This is a genomic window from Cellulosimicrobium funkei (assembly GCF_900155925.1).
GTDB classification, from domain to species: Bacteria; Actinomycetota; Actinomycetes; order Actinomycetales; family Cellulomonadaceae; genus Cellulosimicrobium; species Cellulosimicrobium funkei.
Map to the genome: position 1 here is coordinate 60877 of NZ_FTMI01000007.1, position 16304 is coordinate 77180.

Annotated in this window: 16 protein-coding genes and 1 tRNA gene; 9 read left to right on the top strand and 8 right to left on the bottom strand. The window is 75.0% G+C overall.

What is annotated here, in order from left to right:
• Nucleotides 1-3: 3 nt before the first annotated feature.
• Together BXA05_RS16500 and BXA05_RS16505 are read left to right on the top strand one after the other, a co-directional pair.
• The gene (locus BXA05_RS16500) at nucleotides 4-855 is read left to right on the top strand and encodes a DsbA family protein (RefSeq protein ID WP_076406173.1); all 852 of its coding nucleotides are present in this window, start codon (nucleotides 4-6) and stop codon (nucleotides 853-855) included.
• Between the two features lie 117 nt (nucleotides 856-972).
• Nucleotides 973-1048: transfer RNA gene (locus BXA05_RS16505), tRNA-Thr, on the top strand.
• A gap of 141 nt (nucleotides 1049-1189) precedes the next feature.
• Here BXA05_RS16505 and BXA05_RS16510 read toward each other — a convergent pair.
• Nucleotides 1190-2068: an SGNH/GDSL hydrolase family protein gene (locus BXA05_RS16510; RefSeq protein WP_083711973.1), complete on the bottom strand. Its 879-nt coding sequence runs from the start codon at nucleotides 2066-2068 to the stop codon at nucleotides 1190-1192.
• A 158-nt stretch (nucleotides 2069-2226) separates the two neighbouring features.
• Nucleotides 2227-2886: a uracil-DNA glycosylase gene (locus BXA05_RS16515; protein ID WP_280174313.1), complete on the bottom strand. Its 660-nt coding sequence runs from the start codon at nucleotides 2884-2886 to the stop codon at nucleotides 2227-2229.
• Nucleotides 2887-3114: 228 nt separating this feature from the next.
• On the opposite strand from BXA05_RS16515, the gene BXA05_RS16520 reads away from it, so the two are divergent.
• The 4 genes from BXA05_RS16520 (at nucleotide 3115) to BXA05_RS16535 (ending at nucleotide 6087) form a co-directional block, all read left to right on the top strand.
• Nucleotides 3115-3435 carry a DUF3263 domain-containing protein gene (locus BXA05_RS16520; RefSeq protein WP_021482752.1) on the top strand — a complete coding sequence of 107 codons (321 nt, stop codon included), beginning with the start codon at nucleotides 3115-3117 and terminating at the stop codon, nucleotides 3433-3435.
• 79 nt (nucleotides 3436-3514) lie between these two features.
• Nucleotides 3515-4165: a LytR C-terminal domain-containing protein gene (locus BXA05_RS20135; RefSeq protein ID WP_076406175.1), complete on the top strand. Its 651-nt coding sequence runs from the start codon at nucleotides 3515-3517 to the stop codon at nucleotides 4163-4165.
• A gap of 193 nt (nucleotides 4166-4358) precedes the next feature.
• On the top strand, nucleotides 4359-4562 hold the full coding sequence (locus tag BXA05_RS16530) for a cold-shock protein (RefSeq protein WP_021482750.1): 204 nt from the start codon (nucleotides 4359-4361) through the stop codon (nucleotides 4560-4562).
• Between the two features lie 19 nt (nucleotides 4563-4581).
• Nucleotides 4582-6087 carry a phytoene desaturase family protein gene (locus BXA05_RS16535; RefSeq protein WP_076406176.1) on the top strand — a complete coding sequence of 502 codons (1506 nt, stop codon included), beginning with the start codon at nucleotides 4582-4584 and terminating at the stop codon, nucleotides 6085-6087.
• Nucleotides 6088-6133: 46 nt separating this feature from the next.
• Here the strand turns inward: BXA05_RS16535 and BXA05_RS16540 are convergent, their stop codons facing one another.
• Nucleotides 6134-7603 (bottom strand): glycoside hydrolase family 15 protein, encoded by a 1470-nt coding sequence (locus tag BXA05_RS16540; protein WP_076406178.1) that lies wholly within the window; start codon nucleotides 7601-7603, stop codon nucleotides 6134-6136.
• A 289-nt stretch (nucleotides 7604-7892) separates the two neighbouring features.
• Here BXA05_RS16540 and groL point away from each other — a divergent pair, with 289 nt between their 5' ends.
• A complete protein-coding gene (gene groL / locus BXA05_RS16545; RefSeq protein ID WP_031315159.1) occupies nucleotides 7893-9518 on the top strand; it encodes a chaperonin GroEL in 1626 nt (541 codons plus the stop codon).
• A gap of 107 nt (nucleotides 9519-9625) precedes the next feature.
• On the opposite strand, the gene BXA05_RS16550 is transcribed toward groL, so the two are convergent.
• From BXA05_RS16550 to BXA05_RS16565, 4 genes are all read right to left on the bottom strand, one after another.
• Nucleotides 9626-9919, bottom strand: coding sequence for a WXG100 family type VII secretion target (locus tag BXA05_RS16550; RefSeq protein ID WP_076406180.1), 294 nt, complete (start codon nucleotides 9917-9919; stop codon nucleotides 9626-9628).
• A gap of 127 nt (nucleotides 9920-10046) precedes the next feature.
• Complete coding sequence (locus BXA05_RS16555; protein ID WP_061268038.1) at nucleotides 10047-10778, bottom strand: HD domain-containing protein; 732 nt, start codon at nucleotides 10776-10778, stop codon at nucleotides 10047-10049.
• A 233-nt stretch (nucleotides 10779-11011) separates the two neighbouring features.
• On the bottom strand, nucleotides 11012-12700 hold the full coding sequence (locus BXA05_RS16560) for a sensor histidine kinase (RefSeq protein WP_083711975.1): 1689 nt from the start codon (nucleotides 12698-12700) through the stop codon (nucleotides 11012-11014).
• Nucleotides 12697-13434, bottom strand: a complete 738-nt coding sequence (locus BXA05_RS16565) for a response regulator transcription factor (RefSeq protein WP_043654159.1) — start codon at nucleotides 13432-13434, stop codon at nucleotides 12697-12699. The genes BXA05_RS16560 and BXA05_RS16565 overlap by 4 nt, the downstream gene beginning before the upstream one ends.
• A 132-nt stretch (nucleotides 13435-13566) precedes the next feature.
• On the opposite strand from BXA05_RS16565, the gene BXA05_RS16570 reads away from it, so the two are divergent.
• Nucleotides 13567-14796 (top strand): winged helix DNA-binding domain-containing protein, encoded by a 1230-nt coding sequence (locus BXA05_RS16570; protein ID WP_076406182.1) that lies wholly within the window; start codon nucleotides 13567-13569, stop codon nucleotides 14794-14796.
• 25 nt (nucleotides 14797-14821) lie between these two features.
• Here BXA05_RS16570 and BXA05_RS16575 read toward each other — a convergent pair whose 3' ends face one another.
• Nucleotides 14822-15421 (bottom strand): NYN domain-containing protein, encoded by a 600-nt coding sequence (locus BXA05_RS16575; RefSeq protein ID WP_061268040.1) that lies wholly within the window; start codon nucleotides 15419-15421, stop codon nucleotides 14822-14824.
• A gap of 115 nt (nucleotides 15422-15536) precedes the next feature.
• Between BXA05_RS16575 and BXA05_RS16580 the strand changes: the two genes are divergently transcribed.
• On the top strand, nucleotides 15537-16301 hold the full coding sequence (locus BXA05_RS16580; protein WP_076406184.1) for a type 1 glutamine amidotransferase: 765 nt from the start codon (nucleotides 15537-15539) through the stop codon (nucleotides 16299-16301).
• Nucleotides 16302-16304: the final 3 nt, after the last annotated feature.

Genomic DNA, 16304 nt, shown 5'->3' on the forward strand with positions numbered 1-16304 from the left:
ACCATGCCCAGCAACGAAACCCAGACCAAGGCCCAGCGTCGCGAGGCCGCACGCGCGGAGGCGCTCGCGCTGCGTGAGGCGCAGGCCAAGCGCGACAAGCGCAACCGCCTCATCACGATCGGAGCGCTCGTCGCGGGCGTCCTCGTCCTCGTCGGCGTGTTCCTCGCCGTGTGGATCCCGGCCATGAACGACCGGAACAAGACGATCGACGCCGTCGCGGCGGGCAACCTCGCCGACGTCACGAGCCCCGCCACGAGCGACGCCGAGGACGGCGGCATCCCGATCGGTGCGGACGGCGCCGCCGGGACGCAGAACGAGGGTGCCGTCGAGGTCGGGGTCTACCTCGACTACATGTGCCCCATCTGCGGCCAGTTCGAGGAGACGAACGGCGCGACGCTCGACCAGCTCCGCGAGTCCGGTGACGTGACCGTCGTGCTGCACCCGATCTCGATCCTCGACCGCGTCGCGCAGTCGCAGCAGTTCTCGACGCGTTCTGCCGCCGCGGCGGCCTGGGTCGCCGACCGCGCGCCCGAGTCGATGAACGACTTCAACACCGCGATGTTCCAGAACCAGCCCCAGGAGGGCAGCGAGACCCTGACCGACGCCCAGATCGCCGACATCGCGGAGCAGGCGGGCGTGCCCGCCGACGTCGCCGCCGGCATCGAGGACGGGACGGCCGTCGAGACGTTCGGCGACTGGGTCGCGACGGCGTCGAGCCTCGTGAACCAGGACACGTCGCTGCACGGCGAGCGCGGGTTCGGCACGCCGACGATCACGATCAACGGCGAGCGGTGGGACGGCAACTGGAGCGACCCGAACGCGCTCCCGCAGGCCGTCACCGCCGCCCAGGGCTGACCGGCACGTCGTCGGTGTCCTGACCCGCGCCGCCCGCGCCGTGACCGGCGCGGGCCGCCGACCGGGGCGCGCCGGGCGAGCAGGTAGTCTGTTCGCTCGCCCGGCAGCCCCGGGAACGCCGCCTTAGCTCAGCCGGTAGAGCACTCGCCTTGTAAGCGAACGGTCGTCGGTTCGAATCCGACAGGCGGCTCCACCACGACGCCCCCGGCTCCACGGAGCCGGGGGCGTCGTCGTGCCGGTGCGCACCGCGGGGTCAGCAGTCGGTCGGCAGTCGCTGCCCGGATCGGTGGTGGCGCGAGCCGATCTCGGCAGGTGCTGCCGAGGTCGCCCGCGCTCAGCGGTCGGCGAGCGGGACGGGCAGGAGCTCGGGCGCCTTGGGGAGCCGCCCGTCGCCCGACGACGTCCCGCGCAGCCGCCGCTGCGCCCACGGCACGACGTGCGTGCGCACCCACTGCGCGTTCTGCCGCGCGCGGTCGAGAGCCGGCGCGGGCGGGAGGGGAGCCAGCGGGTCGTCCCACGCGGCGTCGTCGGGCGCCTGGCCGAGCGCGACGAGCGCCGCCTGGGCGACCCGCGCGTGCCCCGCGGGCGTCAGGTGGATGCGGTCCTCCGACCACACGCGCCAGTCCTGGAGCGCGCGCATGCCCCACAGGTCCAGCACGTACGCGCCCTGTCGGCGCGCGATCGACCAGATGTGGGCGTTGTACACGCCGACGCGCGGGCGCGTGAGGCCGACGAGCGGCGACTGCGAGGCGTCGAAGCCGGTCGCCATGAGCACGTCGATCCCCGCGCCGCGCAGGCGCGAGACCGCGTGCTCGAGGTTGCGCGCGAGGCGGTCGACGTCGGCGTTCGGCCGCAGGATGTCGTTGCCGCCGCCGATGACGCTCACGAGGTCCGGCCGGAGCTCGAGCGCCGCCGGCACCTGCTCCGTCAGGATCGAGCGCAGCTTGCGCCCGCGGATGGCGAGGTTGGCGTACCGCAGCGGGTCCTCGCCGGCGGCGACGCGCCGGGTCGCGAGGTGCTGGGCGAGGAGGTCGGCCCATCCTCGCTGGTGGTCCTCCTCGCCGGGATACGGGTCCCACAGCCCTTCGGTGAACGAGTCGCCGATCGCGACGTAGCTCGTCCAGCGCGGAGCGGGGTCGTCGGGTCGGCGTGCGTCGGCGGTGTCACCGGCCAGGGGAGTGGTCGTCGGGTTCTGCGTCGTCACCCGCCCCATTCTGCTCCTGCGGGGCGGCGTGCCGTCGACCCGGCGATCCTGGCGGGTCGAGCAGGTGGTCCTGGCGCGTCACGCGGCGCGGACGGGCCAGGACCACCTGCTCGGCCGCGGGCCGGGGGCCGGGGGCCGGGGGCCGGGGGCGGGGGGCGGGCGGGGGGTCAGGCCGGGGGGAGGGTCCAGTCGACGGGGGCGGCGCCCTGGGCGACGAGGAGCTCGTTGACGCGCGAGAACGGGCGCGACCCGAAGAACCCGCGGCGCGCGGAGAGCGGGCTCGGGTGGGCGCTCGCGACGACGGGGGTGTCGCCGAGCATCGGGCGCAGGGTCGCGGCGTCGCGACCCCAGAGGATCGCGACGAGCGGGGCGTCGCGCGCGACGAGCGCCCGGATCGCCGCCTCGGTGACGGCCTCCCAGCCCTGGCCGCGGTGGGACCCGGGCTCGCCCGGCCGGACCGTGAGCACCCGGTTGAGGAGCATGACGCCCTGGTCGCTCCACGCGGACAGGTCGCCGTTCGCGGGCGTCGGGGCGCCGACGTCGTCCGCGAGCTCGGCGAAGATGTTCTGGAGCGAGCGGGGCACGGGGCGCACGTGCGGCTGCACGGAGAACGACAGCCCCATCGGGTGCCCGGGCGTGGGGTACGGGTCCTGCCCGACGACGAGCACCCGCACCTCGGCCAGGGGGCGCGAGAACGCGTTGAGGATGGCCGACGGCGCGGGGAGGTACTCCCGTCCGGCCGCCACCTCGGCGCGCAGGAAGTCGCCGAGCTCGTGCAGCTGCGGCTCGACGGGTGCGAGGGCCTCGGCCCAGTCGGGCGCCATGATGCTCGCGAGGGCCGGGCGGGGGTCGGCCGTCGAGGCGGTCGCGACCGGGTCGACGGCGACGGGCTGGGCGGGTGCGCTCTCCACGGCCCCGAGCCTAACCGGCGTCCTCGGCAAGTCCGCAGCGTGCGGCGAGGACGAATGACACGGGTGTGGTTCGTGCGTAGGCTGAGAGGCGGCCGCGCGCGGGAGTGCGCAGGTCCGGTGACGAGAGAGTGCAGGGAGGGAACGATGAGCGAGGCGGCGTACGTGCTCGACGGACCCGACGCGGTCGGCGACCCGACCACCTCGGAGGCGCCGGCGTCGGGCCTGAGCGAGCGGGACCAGGAGATCCTGGCGTTCGAGCGGCAGTGGTGGAAGTACTCGGGCGCCAAGGAGCAGGCGGTGCGCGAGCTGTTCGACATGTCCGCGACGCGCTACTACCAGGTGCTCAACGCGCTCATCGACTCCCCGGCCGCGCTCGCGCACGACCCCATGCTCGTCAAGCGGCTGCGGCGGATGCGCTCCACCCGGCAGCGGGCGCGCACGGCGCGTCGGCTCGAGGGCCTCTGACCCGGGACGACCGGGTGCGCGTGAAGTCCGGGCGAACAGGGCGTTTAGCCGAGAGCCCCGACCGGGCTACCCTGTCGCCGTGACGAAGAGCCGCTACCCCTACGCGCCCGACGAGTTCGACGCGCCCGCGCCGCAGGGTGCGCCCGTGGGGGTGCACCGCACGCCGCGCAGCGGGTGGAGCAAGACGTGGCCGTTCCTGCTGGTCGCCGTCGTCTTCGCCGGCCTCGCGTACGGGGGCGTCGCGCTGCTGTCCGACAACGGTGCCACGGAGGACCCGCCGCAGGCGCAGTCCACGGAGCCGCCGCCCGCGGAGGCCGAGGAGCCGCCCGCGGCGGAGGAGCCGCCCGCGACCGAGGAGCCCCCGGCTGCGGAGGAGCCGCCCGCGACCGAGGAGACGCCCGAGACCCCGGACCTCGCGACGCTCATGGCGGCGGCCGACCCGAGCGCCTACGTCCGCGTGCTGAACGACAGCGGCATCGGCGGCGAGGCGGCCAAGGGCAAGGATGCCCTCGACGCGCAGGGCTTCAGCAACACCGTCGCCACGGACTACACGAACGGGCCGGCGCCGGTCGACGTCACCACGGTCTGGTACGTGCCCGAGCGGAGCGACACCGCCGCCGCGGTCGCCGCGACGCTGGGCATCCCCGCGGAGAACGTCGTCCAGGTCGACAGCCTGCGCGAGGGCGACGTCGCGGTGATCATCAAGTCCGAGCTCGCGCCGGTCGGCTGACCCGGACGCCCGGGCCGCCCAGGCCGTGGCGCCACGACCTGACGCTGCACCCGCGTGACCTGCTCGTTCGGCCGTGGAACCCGAGCTGTTGCCACGTGCCGTTCGACCTTCCGTGCACGCCGCCTGCGGGCTAGGCTCGGGCTACCACGGGGCGGCGGTCGCCTCGCGGGCGACGATGCACGAGGAGACGTACATGGCTCAGGGGACCGTGAAGTGGTTCAACGCCGAGAAGGGCTACGGGTTCATCACGCCCGCAGCGGGTGGACAGGACCTCTTCGTGCACTTCAGCGCGATCCAGACGGACGGCTACCGCACGCTCGACGAGGGCCAGGAGGTCGAGTTCGAGCTCGGCCAGGGCAGCAAGGGCCCGCAGGCCGAGCAGGTGCGGCCGCTCTGAGCCCGGCTCCGAGGGTCGCGTGACGGAGGATCTCGACGCCGTCGTCGTCGGTTCGGGCCCCAACGGCCTGGCCGCCGCCGTGACCCTCGCACGCGCCGGTCTCTCCGTGCGCGTGCTGGAGGCGCAGCCGACGTCGGGCGGCGGGGCCCGCACGCTCGCCCTCGGGCTGGCCGACGGCGTCGTGCACGACGTCTGCTCGGCGGTGCACCCGATGGCGTGGGCCTCGCCGTTCTTCGAGGCGTTCGACCTCGGCGCGCGCGGCGTGGAGCTGCTCGCGCCGGAGGTCTCGTACGCCCACCCCCTCGACGGGGGTCGTGCGGGCGTGGCCTATCACGACCTCGAGCGCACGGTCGAGCGGCTCGGGGTCGACGGCGCCGCCTGGCGCGCCTTGCTCGGCCCGCTCGCCGAGGGGTGGCGCGACGTCGTCGCGGTCGCTCTCGGTGACAAGCGCTCGGTGCCGGGGCGCGTGCTCACGCCGAGCGGCGCCGGTGTGACGGCCCGGTTCGGCGCGGCGGTGCTGGAGCAGGGGAGCCCCGCGTGGACGCGGCGCTTCCGCACCGACGAGGCCGGCGCGCTCCTCACGGGCGTCGCGGCGCACGCCATCTCGCGCCTCCCGTCGCTCGCCGCGGCCGGGACGGCGGTGCTGCTGGCGTCGCTCGGCCACGCGCCGGGCGGCTGGCCGCTGCCGCGCGGCGGCTCCGGCGCGATCGTCGCCGCGCTCGAGGACGACCTGCGTGCCCACGGGGGCGACGTCGTCACGGGCCACCGGGTCGGTTCGCTCGCCGACCTGCCGCGGGCCCGCGCCTACGTGTTCGACACGACGCCGCGCGTCGTCGCGGACGTGTTCGCGGACCGGCTCCCGCGGCGTGCGGAGGATGCGCTGCGCCGGTTCCGGCACGGCGACGCCGCCGCGAAGGTCGACCTCGTGCTCTCCGGGCCCGTGCCCTGGGCCGACCCGGAGGTGGGGCGCGCGGGGACCGTGCACCTCGGCGGGACGCGCGCCGAGATGGCGCGCAGCGAGGCCGACGTCGCGGCCGCTCGCCACGCTGCCCGGCCCGTGGTGCTGGTGAGCGACCCGACGGTCGTCGACCCCGGGCGAGGGGCGAGCGGGCTGCGCCCGCTGTGGACCTACGCGCACGTGCCCGCCGGGTCTACGCGTGACGTGACGGAGGACGTCGTCGCGCAGGTCGAGCGGTTCGCGCCGGGCTTCCGGGACGTCGTCGTGGCGTCGCGCTGCGTGCCCGCGGCGGAGATGGCGGCGCACGACGAGAGCTACGTGGGCGGCGACATCGCGGGCGGCGCCGTGAGCATGTGGCAGATGGTCGCGCGGCCCACGCCCCGGTTCGACCCCTACGCCGTCGGGCTGGAGGGCGTCTACCTGTGCTCGGCGTCCACGCCACCCGGGCCGGGCGTGCACGGCCTCGGGGGCTGGTACGCCGCGCAACGGGTGCTGCGGCGCGAGTTCGACGTGCGTGACGCGCCCGACCTGGGGCCCGTCGCGACGAGCGGCGCGACCACCCGGTAGCCCCGGCGCGCCGGCCGCGGCGGACCGGGAGAGCCCAGGAGGAGCGTCAGCCCGCGCCGCCCGGCGTGCCCTGGGCGCCGAGCTCCACGAGCGCGAGCACGACGAGCGCGGAGCTCCACGACAGCGGCGCGACGGCGGCGGGGGAGCCGTCGGCGAGGACCTTCTCGGGGATGGCCCCGGACGCGGTGCGGTGGTCGTCGACCCAGCGGAGCCACTCCTCGGCGTCGGCGCGGTCCTCGGGGTCGGACGACGACGCCGCGGCCAGCGCGTACAGCGTGGTCTGGGGCGTCCACGAGATGCCGTCGGCGCGCCAGCCCGCGCCCGGCGCGAGCCCGCCGGCCGGGCGCAGCATCTCGCGCACGGACGTGCGCCAGGCCTCGTCCGCGCCGGCGAGGGGCTCCGGCTGGAAGGGCGGCAGCACGAACGCCGTCGAGGCGTCGCGCGCGCCGCCGGTGACGTGGCGCGGGTAGCCCTGGGACCCGAACGAGCGCTCGACCGCCATGCGCAGGCGGGCGGCAGCGAGGGTCGCCTCGTGCGCGCGCGGCGCCTCGCCCGCGGCCGCGTACACGTCCGCCGCGGCCTCCAGGCCCGCGAGCAGGGGACCGGCGGTCCCGAGCGTGAGAGACGTGGGCTCGACCTCCCAGTAGTCGCTCGACGGCGGCGGCAGCGGGTCCTCGCCGTCGACGAGCTCGAGCGCGTGGTCCGTCGCGGCGTCGACCAGCGGGCGCAGCTCGGCGGCCACCTCGGCGCGGTCCGCGGCGGGCGTCTCCTCCAGCACGACGTCCGCGGCCCACAGGGCCCAGCCGACGCCGTCGGACTGGATGCCCCGGTCGTCCGGGACGCCCGACCCGTCGGGGAGGTAGCGCGCGTGGAACGAGCCGTCGTCCTCCTGGACCCGGGCGAGGAAGCCGAGGACGGCGCGCGCGTCGTCGACGTGACCGGTGCGCGCGAACGCCGCCGCGGTGAACGATGCGTCGCGCGGCCACACGTAGCGCCACTTGGGCGACGGCGCGGCGAGGGCAGCGCCGTCGTCGAGCGTGAGCGCGCGCAGGTCGAGCAGGGCCGCCTCGCCGAGCGCGGCGAACGGCCCGCCCGCACCCGGTACGACGCCGGACGCGAGCCAGGCCCGCGACGCGGTGGCGGTCTGGTGGGCGAGCGCGGGGTCGAGGAGCGCCGTCGCGTCGAGGCGCGCCCCGGCGACCTGCGCGAGCCGGTCCGCCTCGCCGTCCGCGGGGTCGACGCCTGCGGCGAGCGCGCCGGGGTCGAGCGACGCCGGGTCGAGCACGCGGCTGCCCTCGAGGTACGTCGCGCCGACGCCGGGCGCGAGGCGCAGCACCGCGGGGCCGCCGTCGGGCCCGGTCGTCACCGCGACGCCGTCCTGGTAGAGGTCGATGTGCTCGCCCGAGGGCGCCGCGACCGCGGTCGCGGCGGTCAGGCCGAGGGCAGGGACCAGCACGAAGCCGGCCAGGGCTGCGAGGGGGCGCCACGACGGTGTTGCGCGGATCACACCGCGCATCCTAGAGCGAGTCTCGCGACGCTCGGTTTCGCCCCTCGCGATACGCGGCGGCGTGGCGGACCGCTGTCTTGCACTCGCACCGTGCGAGTGCCAATAATGGCGTTAGCACTCTCGTCACGAGAGTGACAGAAGTGACCAGCGCAGGCAGCCGCTCAGGCGGCTGCGGCGCAACCCACCAGGTCGACAGGTGAGGCCCGCCCTGGCGGCGTGACATGAACGCCGCCGTCGTGGGCCGTCCGTCGCGGGCGCCGGCCGACCGCCATACGCCACCAGCGGAGGATCATTCCCCATGGCCAAGATCATCGCCTTCGACGAGGAGGCTCGTCGGAGCATGGAGCGCGGGCTCAACACGCTCGCCGACACCGTCAAGGTCACCCTCGGCCCCAAGGGCCGCAACGTCGTGCTCGACAAGAAGTGGGGCGCGCCGACCATCACGAACGACGGCGTCTCCATCGCCAAGGAGATCGAGCTCGAGGACCCGTACGAGAAGATCGGTGCGGAGCTCGTCAAGGAGGTCGCCAAGAAGACCGACGACGTCGCGGGTGACGGCACGACCACCGCGACCGTGCTCGCCCAGGCGCTCGTGCGCGAGGGCCTGCGCGTCGTCGCGGCCGGCGCCAACCCGATCGCCGTCAAGCGCGGCATCGAGAAGGCCGTCGACGCGGTGACGGAGCAGCTGCTCAACGCCGCGAAGGACATCGAGACCAAGGAGGAGATCGCCGCCACGGCCGCCATCTCCGCCGGCGACCCCGCGATCGGCGAGCTCATCGCCGAGGCCCTCGACAAGGTGGGCAAGGAGGGCGTCATCACGGTCGAGGAGTCGAACACCTTCGGCCTCGAGCTCGAGCTCACCGAGGGCATGCGCTTCGACAAGGGCTTCCTCGCGCGCTACTTCGAGACGGACCCCGAGCGCCAGGAGGCCGTGCTCGAGGACCCGTACGTCCTCATCGTCGAGTCCAAGATCTCGAACGTGAAGGACCTGCTCCCGGTCCTCGACCAGGTCATGAAGGCCGGCCGCTCGCTCCTCATCATCGCCGAGGACGTCGAGGGCGAGGCGCTCGCGACCCTGGTGCTCAACAAGATCCGTGGCACGTTCAAGTCCGTCGCCGTCAAGGCCCCGGGCTTCGGCGACCGCCGCAAGGCCATGCTCCAGGACATCGCGATCCTCACCGGCGGCCAGGTCATCACCGAGACGGTGGGCCTCAAGCTCGAGAACGCGACGCTGGACCTGCTCGGCCAGGCGCGCAAGGTCGTCGTCACGAAGGACGAGACCACGATCGTCGAGGGCGCGGGCGACGCCGACCTGATCCAGGGTCGCGTCAACCAGATCCGTGGCGAGATCGAGAAGTCGGACTCCGACTACGACCGCGAGAAGCTCCAGGAGCGCCTCGCGAAGCTCGCCGGCGGCGTGGCCGTCATCAAGGCGGGTGCCGCGACGGAGGTCGAGCTCAAGGAGCGCAAGCACCGCATCGAGGACGCCGTCCGCAACGCGAAGGCTGCCGTCGAGGAGGGCATCGTCGCCGGTGGTGGCGTCGCGCTCATCCAGGCCGGTGCCGTGGCGTTCGAGAAGCTCGAGCTCGAGGGTGACGAGGCGACCGGTGCGCAGATCGTGCGCGCCGCGATCGACGCCCCGCTCAAGCAGATCGCGGTCAACGCGGGCCTCGAGGGTGGCGTCGTGGCGGAGAAGGTGCGCAACCTCCCGTCGGGCCAGGGCCTCAACGCCGCGACCGGTGTGTACGAGGACCTCCTCGCCGCCGGCGTGAACGACCCGGTCAAGGTCACGCGCTCCGCGCTGCAGAACGCCGCCTCCATCGCGGCGCTGTTCCTCACGACCGAGGCCGTCGTGGCCGACAAGCCGGAGAAGGCTGCCCCCGCGGGCGACCCGACCGGTGGCATGGGCGGCATGGACTTCTGAGCCGACCTGCCTCCCCTCACGGGGAGTCGTAGGACACCGAGGGCCGTCGGCCGGGTTCGCCCGGCCGGCGGCCTTCGTCGTGCCCGCCGGGAGGTCCCGGGCGGGGTCTACCGCGCCGTGAACAGGCGCGCGGCCTGCGACTCGGCGTCGGCGTAGGTCTGCGCGGCGGCGCCGAGCGCGGCCGTGATGTCGTCGAGCGCGACCTCGACCTGGGTCTGCGTCGTCTGCCACTGCGCCATGACGCCCGTGAACGACGTCGCCGCCCCACCGCGCCACGACGCCTGCAGGTCCGTGAGGTGCCGCATCATGGCGCCGACCTCCGCACGGATCGCCGTGACCGACCCGTGCACTGCGGCGCTCGCCTGCGCGACGCGCGCGCTGTCCACCTCGTACCGGCTCATCCGAACCTCCGTCGTCCCTCGGCCCTGGGGGCCGTCCGTCGCCCCGGTGAGCACCGGGGCGTGGCGACGACGGTAGGCGGACCTCCCCGGGTCCTGAGGGGCGGAGGTCAGGCCTGTGGACGACGGTTCAGGCGCCGGAGGCTGGGGACGCCGTCGACGCTTCGGCGAGCTTGGCCTGCTCCTTGCGCAGGCGCTGGAGCTCCGCGTCGAGGTTCTGCCGCGCGGCCTCCTCCCAGGCCGCGCCGAGCGGGCTCGAGAAGAGCGTGCGCCGGTCGAGCAGCTTCGTGAGGATCGCGATGCGGGCGCGCACGTAGTCGGGCTTGGGGATGTGCGCGTACTCGTCGCGCACGTCCTTGAGGTACTCCTTGTAGCGCTGCGGCTCGGCCGCGAGCATCGCGAGGTCGGCGTCGCACAGGACCGCGCAGTCGAAGTCGGAGGCGTCCGGGGCGTGGCGGACGAGCGCGTTGACGAGGTGCGCGACGCGCCGCACCGCGGGCTCGGGGACGCCGAGCCGCGTGAGCTCGGCGACGGCGAGCGCGGCGCTCGCGGTCTCGTCCTCGCCGCCCTTGTTGGCGTAGGTCGCGCCGCCCTTCGCGTCGAAGATGGCGCCGTGGTACCAGGCCGCGAGGCGCACGAGGTCGGGGTCGTGCGTCTCCTGCGAGAGCTCGTCGACCCGGCCCAGGACGTCGGCCAGGTGGCGCAGGTTGTGGAAGTGGCGTCCCGGCTGGTCCCAGCGGTCGAGCAGCCCCTGCCCGACGGCGCGGATCTCGTCGTCCGGGGCGGTCGCCCCGGCGCCCCGGGCGCTGCGGACGAACGAGGAGAGGAACCACTGCGGTGCGTCGGCGCTGTTGACGCCCATGAACTTCAGCCTTCTTCGACGGAGACGAGCAGGACGGAGGTCGTCGTCGCCGGGCGTGCTGCCCGGCGCGGAGGCCCCCGCGTCGCCGCGCGGCCTCGTCTTCAGCCTAGGTCTCGCGGGACGACCCGCCATCGTAGCCCCAGTCGGCGGCGCGTCGGGACGCCCCGGCGGGCTCCCGCGCGACGTCGCGGACGGTCGCCCGCGAACCCGCAGGTCGGGCGGGGTGCAGGCCGTCAGGAGCCGAGCGGGAGGTCCACGCGGACGGTGAGCCCGCCGCCCGGCGTCTCACGGACCGACACGCGGCCGCGGTGCGCCCCGACGATCGCGGCGACGATCGCGAGACCGAGCCCGGACCCGCCGGACGAGCGGTTGCGCGACGTGTCCGCCCGGTAGAACCGCTCGAACAGGCGGCCTCGTTGGGTCGTCGGGACGCCCGGGCCGTGGTCGCGGACCTCGAGCACCGCGACGTCGCGCGCGGCGTCGCCGGCCGGGGCGCCGCTCCCGCCCGCGCCGTCGCCCGACGGCGCGTCGTCGGGCCGGGGGGCGGGCGCCGCGCCCAGCGCGATCTCCACCGGCGTGCCCGACGGCGTGTGGCGCGCGACGTTCCCGACGAGGTTGGCGAGCACCTGCCGCAGCCGGTCCTCGTCGCCCACGACGCGCAGCGATGCCGGCGCGTCCGCGCCCGGCGCGAGCCCGACGACCCGCACGTCGCGCGCGGGGTCGAGCGCGTGCAGGTCCTGTGCGGAGTCCCGCGCGAGGGAGACGAGGTCGACCGGCTCGTGGCGCAGCGGCCGGCCCTCGTCGAGCCGCGCGAGGGCGAGCAGGTCGTTGACGAGCGTGCCCATGCGGGTCGCCGAGTCCTCGATGCGGCCCATCGTGTCGTCGACCTTGTCCGGGGTGTCGAGCGCGCCCATGCGGTACAGCTCGCCGTAGCCGCGGATCGTCGCGAGCGGCGTGCGCAGCTCGTGGCTCGCGTCCGAGACGAAGCGCCGCATCCGTTCCTCGGACGCCTCCTGGACGGCGAACGCCTCCTCGATCTGGGTGAGCATCGCGTTGAGCGACGCCGCGAGCGAGCCGACCTCCGTCGTCGACGGCGCGGGGCGCACGCGTCGCGACAGGTCGCCCGCCGCGATGTCGGCCGCGGTCTCCTCGATCTCGCGCAGCGGGCGCAGCGCACGGTGGACCGCGAGGTAGGCGACCGCGCCGCCGACGAGCGCGATGCCCAGCGCGGACAGCGCGAGCGCGCGACCGAGCACCTTGACCGTCTCGTGGATGCCCGTGAGCGGCAGGGCGACGAAGACGGTCCCGGCCTGCTGGCCGTCCACGAAGAGGAACCGCCCGACCACGCGCCACTGGGCGGGGTCGGAGCCCCCGACGGATCGCACCGTGAAGGGCTCTCCCGCGAGGCGCTCGATCTCCTGGTCGGACAGCGCGGGGATGTCGGGCTCCCCGTACCGCGACGTCGTGGCCCGCCAGCTGTAGCCGCTCTCGTTGCCGGACAGCTCGCGGAGCAGGACGAAGTACTCGCTCGGGATCTGGCTCGCGGTGGTCGGGTTGCTGAGCAAGGAGGACCGGGCGACGGTCGTCGCCGACCCCTGGAGGTCCTGGTCGACCTGCCCGACCAGGTAGCTCGACACGACGGTCGTCGTCACGACCGAGGCCAGCCCGAGCCCGGCCGCGAGCAGGAGCACGGTGATCGCGACGAGGCGCGCCCGCAGCGGCACGCGCGCGAACCAGCCCCACCCCTCGGTGGGGACGGGCCGGCCGAAGGGGCGCTCCGCCGTCGGGCCGTCGGGGACGGGTGCGGACGCCGCGGGCTCGCTCGACGGAGCGCGGCCGGGCTGCGAGACCGCCCCGGGGGGCGGGGGAGGGGGCGGGACCGGCGGGGACCCGGCCGCCGTGCGGTCGGGGCCGGCCGTCATGACGCCGCGGGCGGCTGGCGCAGCAGGTAGCCGACGCCGCGCTTGGTGTGGATGAGCGGCGGGAGGGCCACGGGCTCGCCGTCCGGGCCGGGCACGGTGAGGTTGTCGATCTTGCGGCGCAGGTAGGAGATGTACGACTCGACGATGTTCGCGTCGCCGCCCCAGTCGTACTGCCACACGTGGTCGAGGATCTGCGCCTTGGACAGCACGCGGCCCGCGTTGAGCATGAGGTAGCGCAGCAGCTTGAACTCGGTGGGGGACAGGTCGATGTCGACGCCGGCGCGGCGGACCTCGTGCGAGTCCTCGTCCATCTCGAGGTCGGCGAAGCGCAGGACCGCGTCGTCGACCGGCTCGGCGTGCGTGCGGCGCAGCACGGCCCGGATGCGCGCCACGACCTCCTCCAGGCTGAAGGGCTTCGTCACGTAGTCGTCGCCGCCCACGGTGAGCCCCGTGACCTTGTCGCGCGTGTCGTCCTTCGCGGTGAGGAAGACGACGGGCGTGTGCTGGCCCTTCTCGCGCAGGCGGCGGGTCACGGTGAACCCGTCCATGTCGGGGAGCATCACGTCGAGCACGACGAGGTCGGGCTCGACGTCGCGCACGAGCCGCAGGGCGCTCTGCCCGTCCGCGGCGGCGTGCACCTCGAACCCGGCGAAGCGCAGGGACGTGGCCAGCAGCTCGCGGATGTTCGGCTCGTCGTCGACGACGACGAGGCGTGCCTCGGGGGTGGTGCTCATACGTCCAGTGTGCTCCCGCGGTCTGGGAGACGCCTGGGAACGTGCTCGATCCCGGCGGCACCGGCGCGACGCCGGCGCCGGGCGCGGCACGCGGGCGGGCGGGCGTGGGTGGCCCGGGGCAGGATGGCCGCCGTGCGGATCACGGTGGACCAGAGGCGGCGGCGGCTCGTCGCGCAGCAGCTCGCGCTCGCCACGGACCTGCCCGGCAGGCCGGCGGCCCGGAGCCCGGAGGACGTCGTCGACCGGCTGCTCGCGCTGCACGCGACCGACGCCCCGAGCGTCTACCTGTCGGTGCTCGCGCGGGTCCCCGGCCTCGTGCTCGACGACGTCCGGGACGCCGTCTTCCGGCGGCGCTCGCTCGTCAAGGTGCTCGCCATGCGACGCACGATGTTCGTCGTGCGCCGCGAGACGGTGCCCGTCGTGCACGCGGCGGCGGCCCTCGCCGTCGCGCGACGGCTGCGCACCCGCCTGCTCAAGGAGCTCGCGACCCTGCCCACGGACCCGCCCGTCGACGACGCCGCGACCTTCCTCGCCGCGGTCGAGGCCCAGGTGCACGCGGCGCTCGCCGAGCACGGCCCGCTCGACGGCGCGAGCCTGTCGCGGGCCGCGCCGCTGCTGCGCACGGCGTTCCTGCCCACGACCACCAAGACGTGGGACGTGCGCCGCACCATGACGTCCCCGCTGCTCTCGCTGCTCTCCGCCGAGGGCGTGGTGGTGCGCGGCGAGCCGCGGGGCACGTGGTCGTCCAACCGGCACGTCTGGTCACCCGTCGAGGACTGGTTCCCCGGCGGCATCCCCGTGCTCGACGAGGCCGCGGCGCGCACCGCGCTGGCGCGGGCCTGGCTCGACGTGTTCGGGCCCGCGACGGTCGAGGACCTCGTGTGGTGGACGGGCTGGAACCGCCGTGACACGCTCGCGGCGCTCGCGGGTCTCGACGTCGTCGAGGTGGAGGTCGAGGTCGGTGCGGCGGGCGGCGAGGACGCCCGCCCCGGCGTCATGCTGCGGGGCACGGACCTGCCCGGCCCGGACGAGGTGCCGATCGAGGGCCACGTCGCGCTCCTGCCGTCGCTCGACCCGACGACGATGGGCTGGACCGCGCGCGACTGGTACCTCGGGGCGCACAAGGCCGCCGTCTTCGACACGATCGGCAACGCGGGCGCGACCGTCTGGTGGGAAGGGCGGATCGTCGGGGCCTGGGTCGTGCGGCCGGGCGGCGAGCCCGCGTGGCGGCTCCTCGACGACGTCGGCGCCGACGGCGAACGGGCCCTCGCGGCCGAGGCCGAGCGGATCGCCGGGCTCCTCTGCGGCGACGGCGTGACGGCGTCGTTCCCGACGCCGCTGTACCGCGAGCTCCACGCGTGAGCGACGGAGCCCGCGGTACGGGCGGTCAGAGGTAGCGCATCGGGTCGAACTCGTCGAGCGGGATGATCCGCACGCGCGGCAGCACGGCCGTGAACGCGCCCGCGTGGTCCTCGAGGTCGAAGATCTCGAGACCGCGGCCCGTGAGCTCGGTGAGGCGCACGTTGACGAACTCGCGGAACGCGAGGACGCCCACGCGGCGGTCCTTGTCGTCGAGCAGCGTCTCGACCTGGGGCAGGAAGTCGCCGTCGTGGCTCGCGAGGAGGACGTCGCCCGGCTGGCCGGCGATCGCGTCCAGCATGCGCTGGATACCGATGTCGACGACCTTCTCGTTGCTCGACCCCGACAGCGGGATCGGGCGGTAGCCCATCGCGAGCAGCGCCTGCACGAACGACATCGGCATCTGGCCCGACGACGCGTTGAGGAAGAACAGGGGCGTGACGTCCTGGCCCCAGGCCTGGCGCGCGAAGTCGACGATGCGGTCCCAGCGCGGCCGCTCCTCCGGGGCGGGGCGGTGGCCGAGGACGTTCATGCCGAGCGTCGCGTCGATGTTCTCGCCGTCGACGACGAGGTAGGTGCGGCGCGGCGTCGTCAGCGCTCGGCCGTCGGAGGTCTGGAGGTCGGACATGCCGGTCAGCCTATCCGCGCGCGACCCGCCGCGCTCCGTCCCGGTGCGCCCGCCGCACTGTCCACGACGTGGGTGTTTGCGTCCTCCCACCCCCGAGTGGGTACCGTCAGGGTTCGTGACCACGCACGACACCGACGCCACGACCGCGACCGGGACCGTCCGGCTCACGGTCGTCGAGAACTCCCCGGACGTCACGCTCGACGCCTACGCCGACCTCCTCGACGCGGAGCTCCGCGTCGTCCGCGCGCACGAGGGCGAGCCCGTCCCCGTCGCGGACCGGCTCGACGAGCTCGGCGACGGCCTCGTCGTCCTCGGGGGCCACGTGTCCGCGTACGACGACGCGCGCGCCCCGTGGCTGCCCGCCCTGCGCGAGACCCTCGTCGCCGCCGCGACGCAGGGCGTCCCGACGCTCGGCATCTGCCTCGGCGCGCAGCTCCTCGCCGTCGCGGGCGGGGGACAGGTGGCGGTCGCCGCCCCGCCCGGCCGCGAGGTCGGCGCGACCCGGGTCTTCTGGCGTGCGGAGGCGGACACCGACCCGGTGCTGGCACCGCTCGCGACCGGCGACGACCCGGTGCGCTGCGTGACGAGCATGCACGGCGACGCGATCGTCGAGCTCCCGGAAGGCGCCGTCTGGCTCGCGTCGTCGAACATGTACCCCTACCAGGCGTTCCGCCTCGGGTCCGCGCTCGGCGTCCAGTTCCACCCCGAGGCGTCGCGCGCCGGCTTCGCCGCCTGGTGCGGCCGCTACGACGACGTCGACGCCGCTGCGGCCCTCGCCGGGTTCGACGAGCACGCCCCCGCGCTGCTCGACGGCGGGCGCCGGCTCGCGGAGTCGTTCGTCACCGCGGTCCGGGTCAGCCGACGACGCGTCCCCGCCTGACCC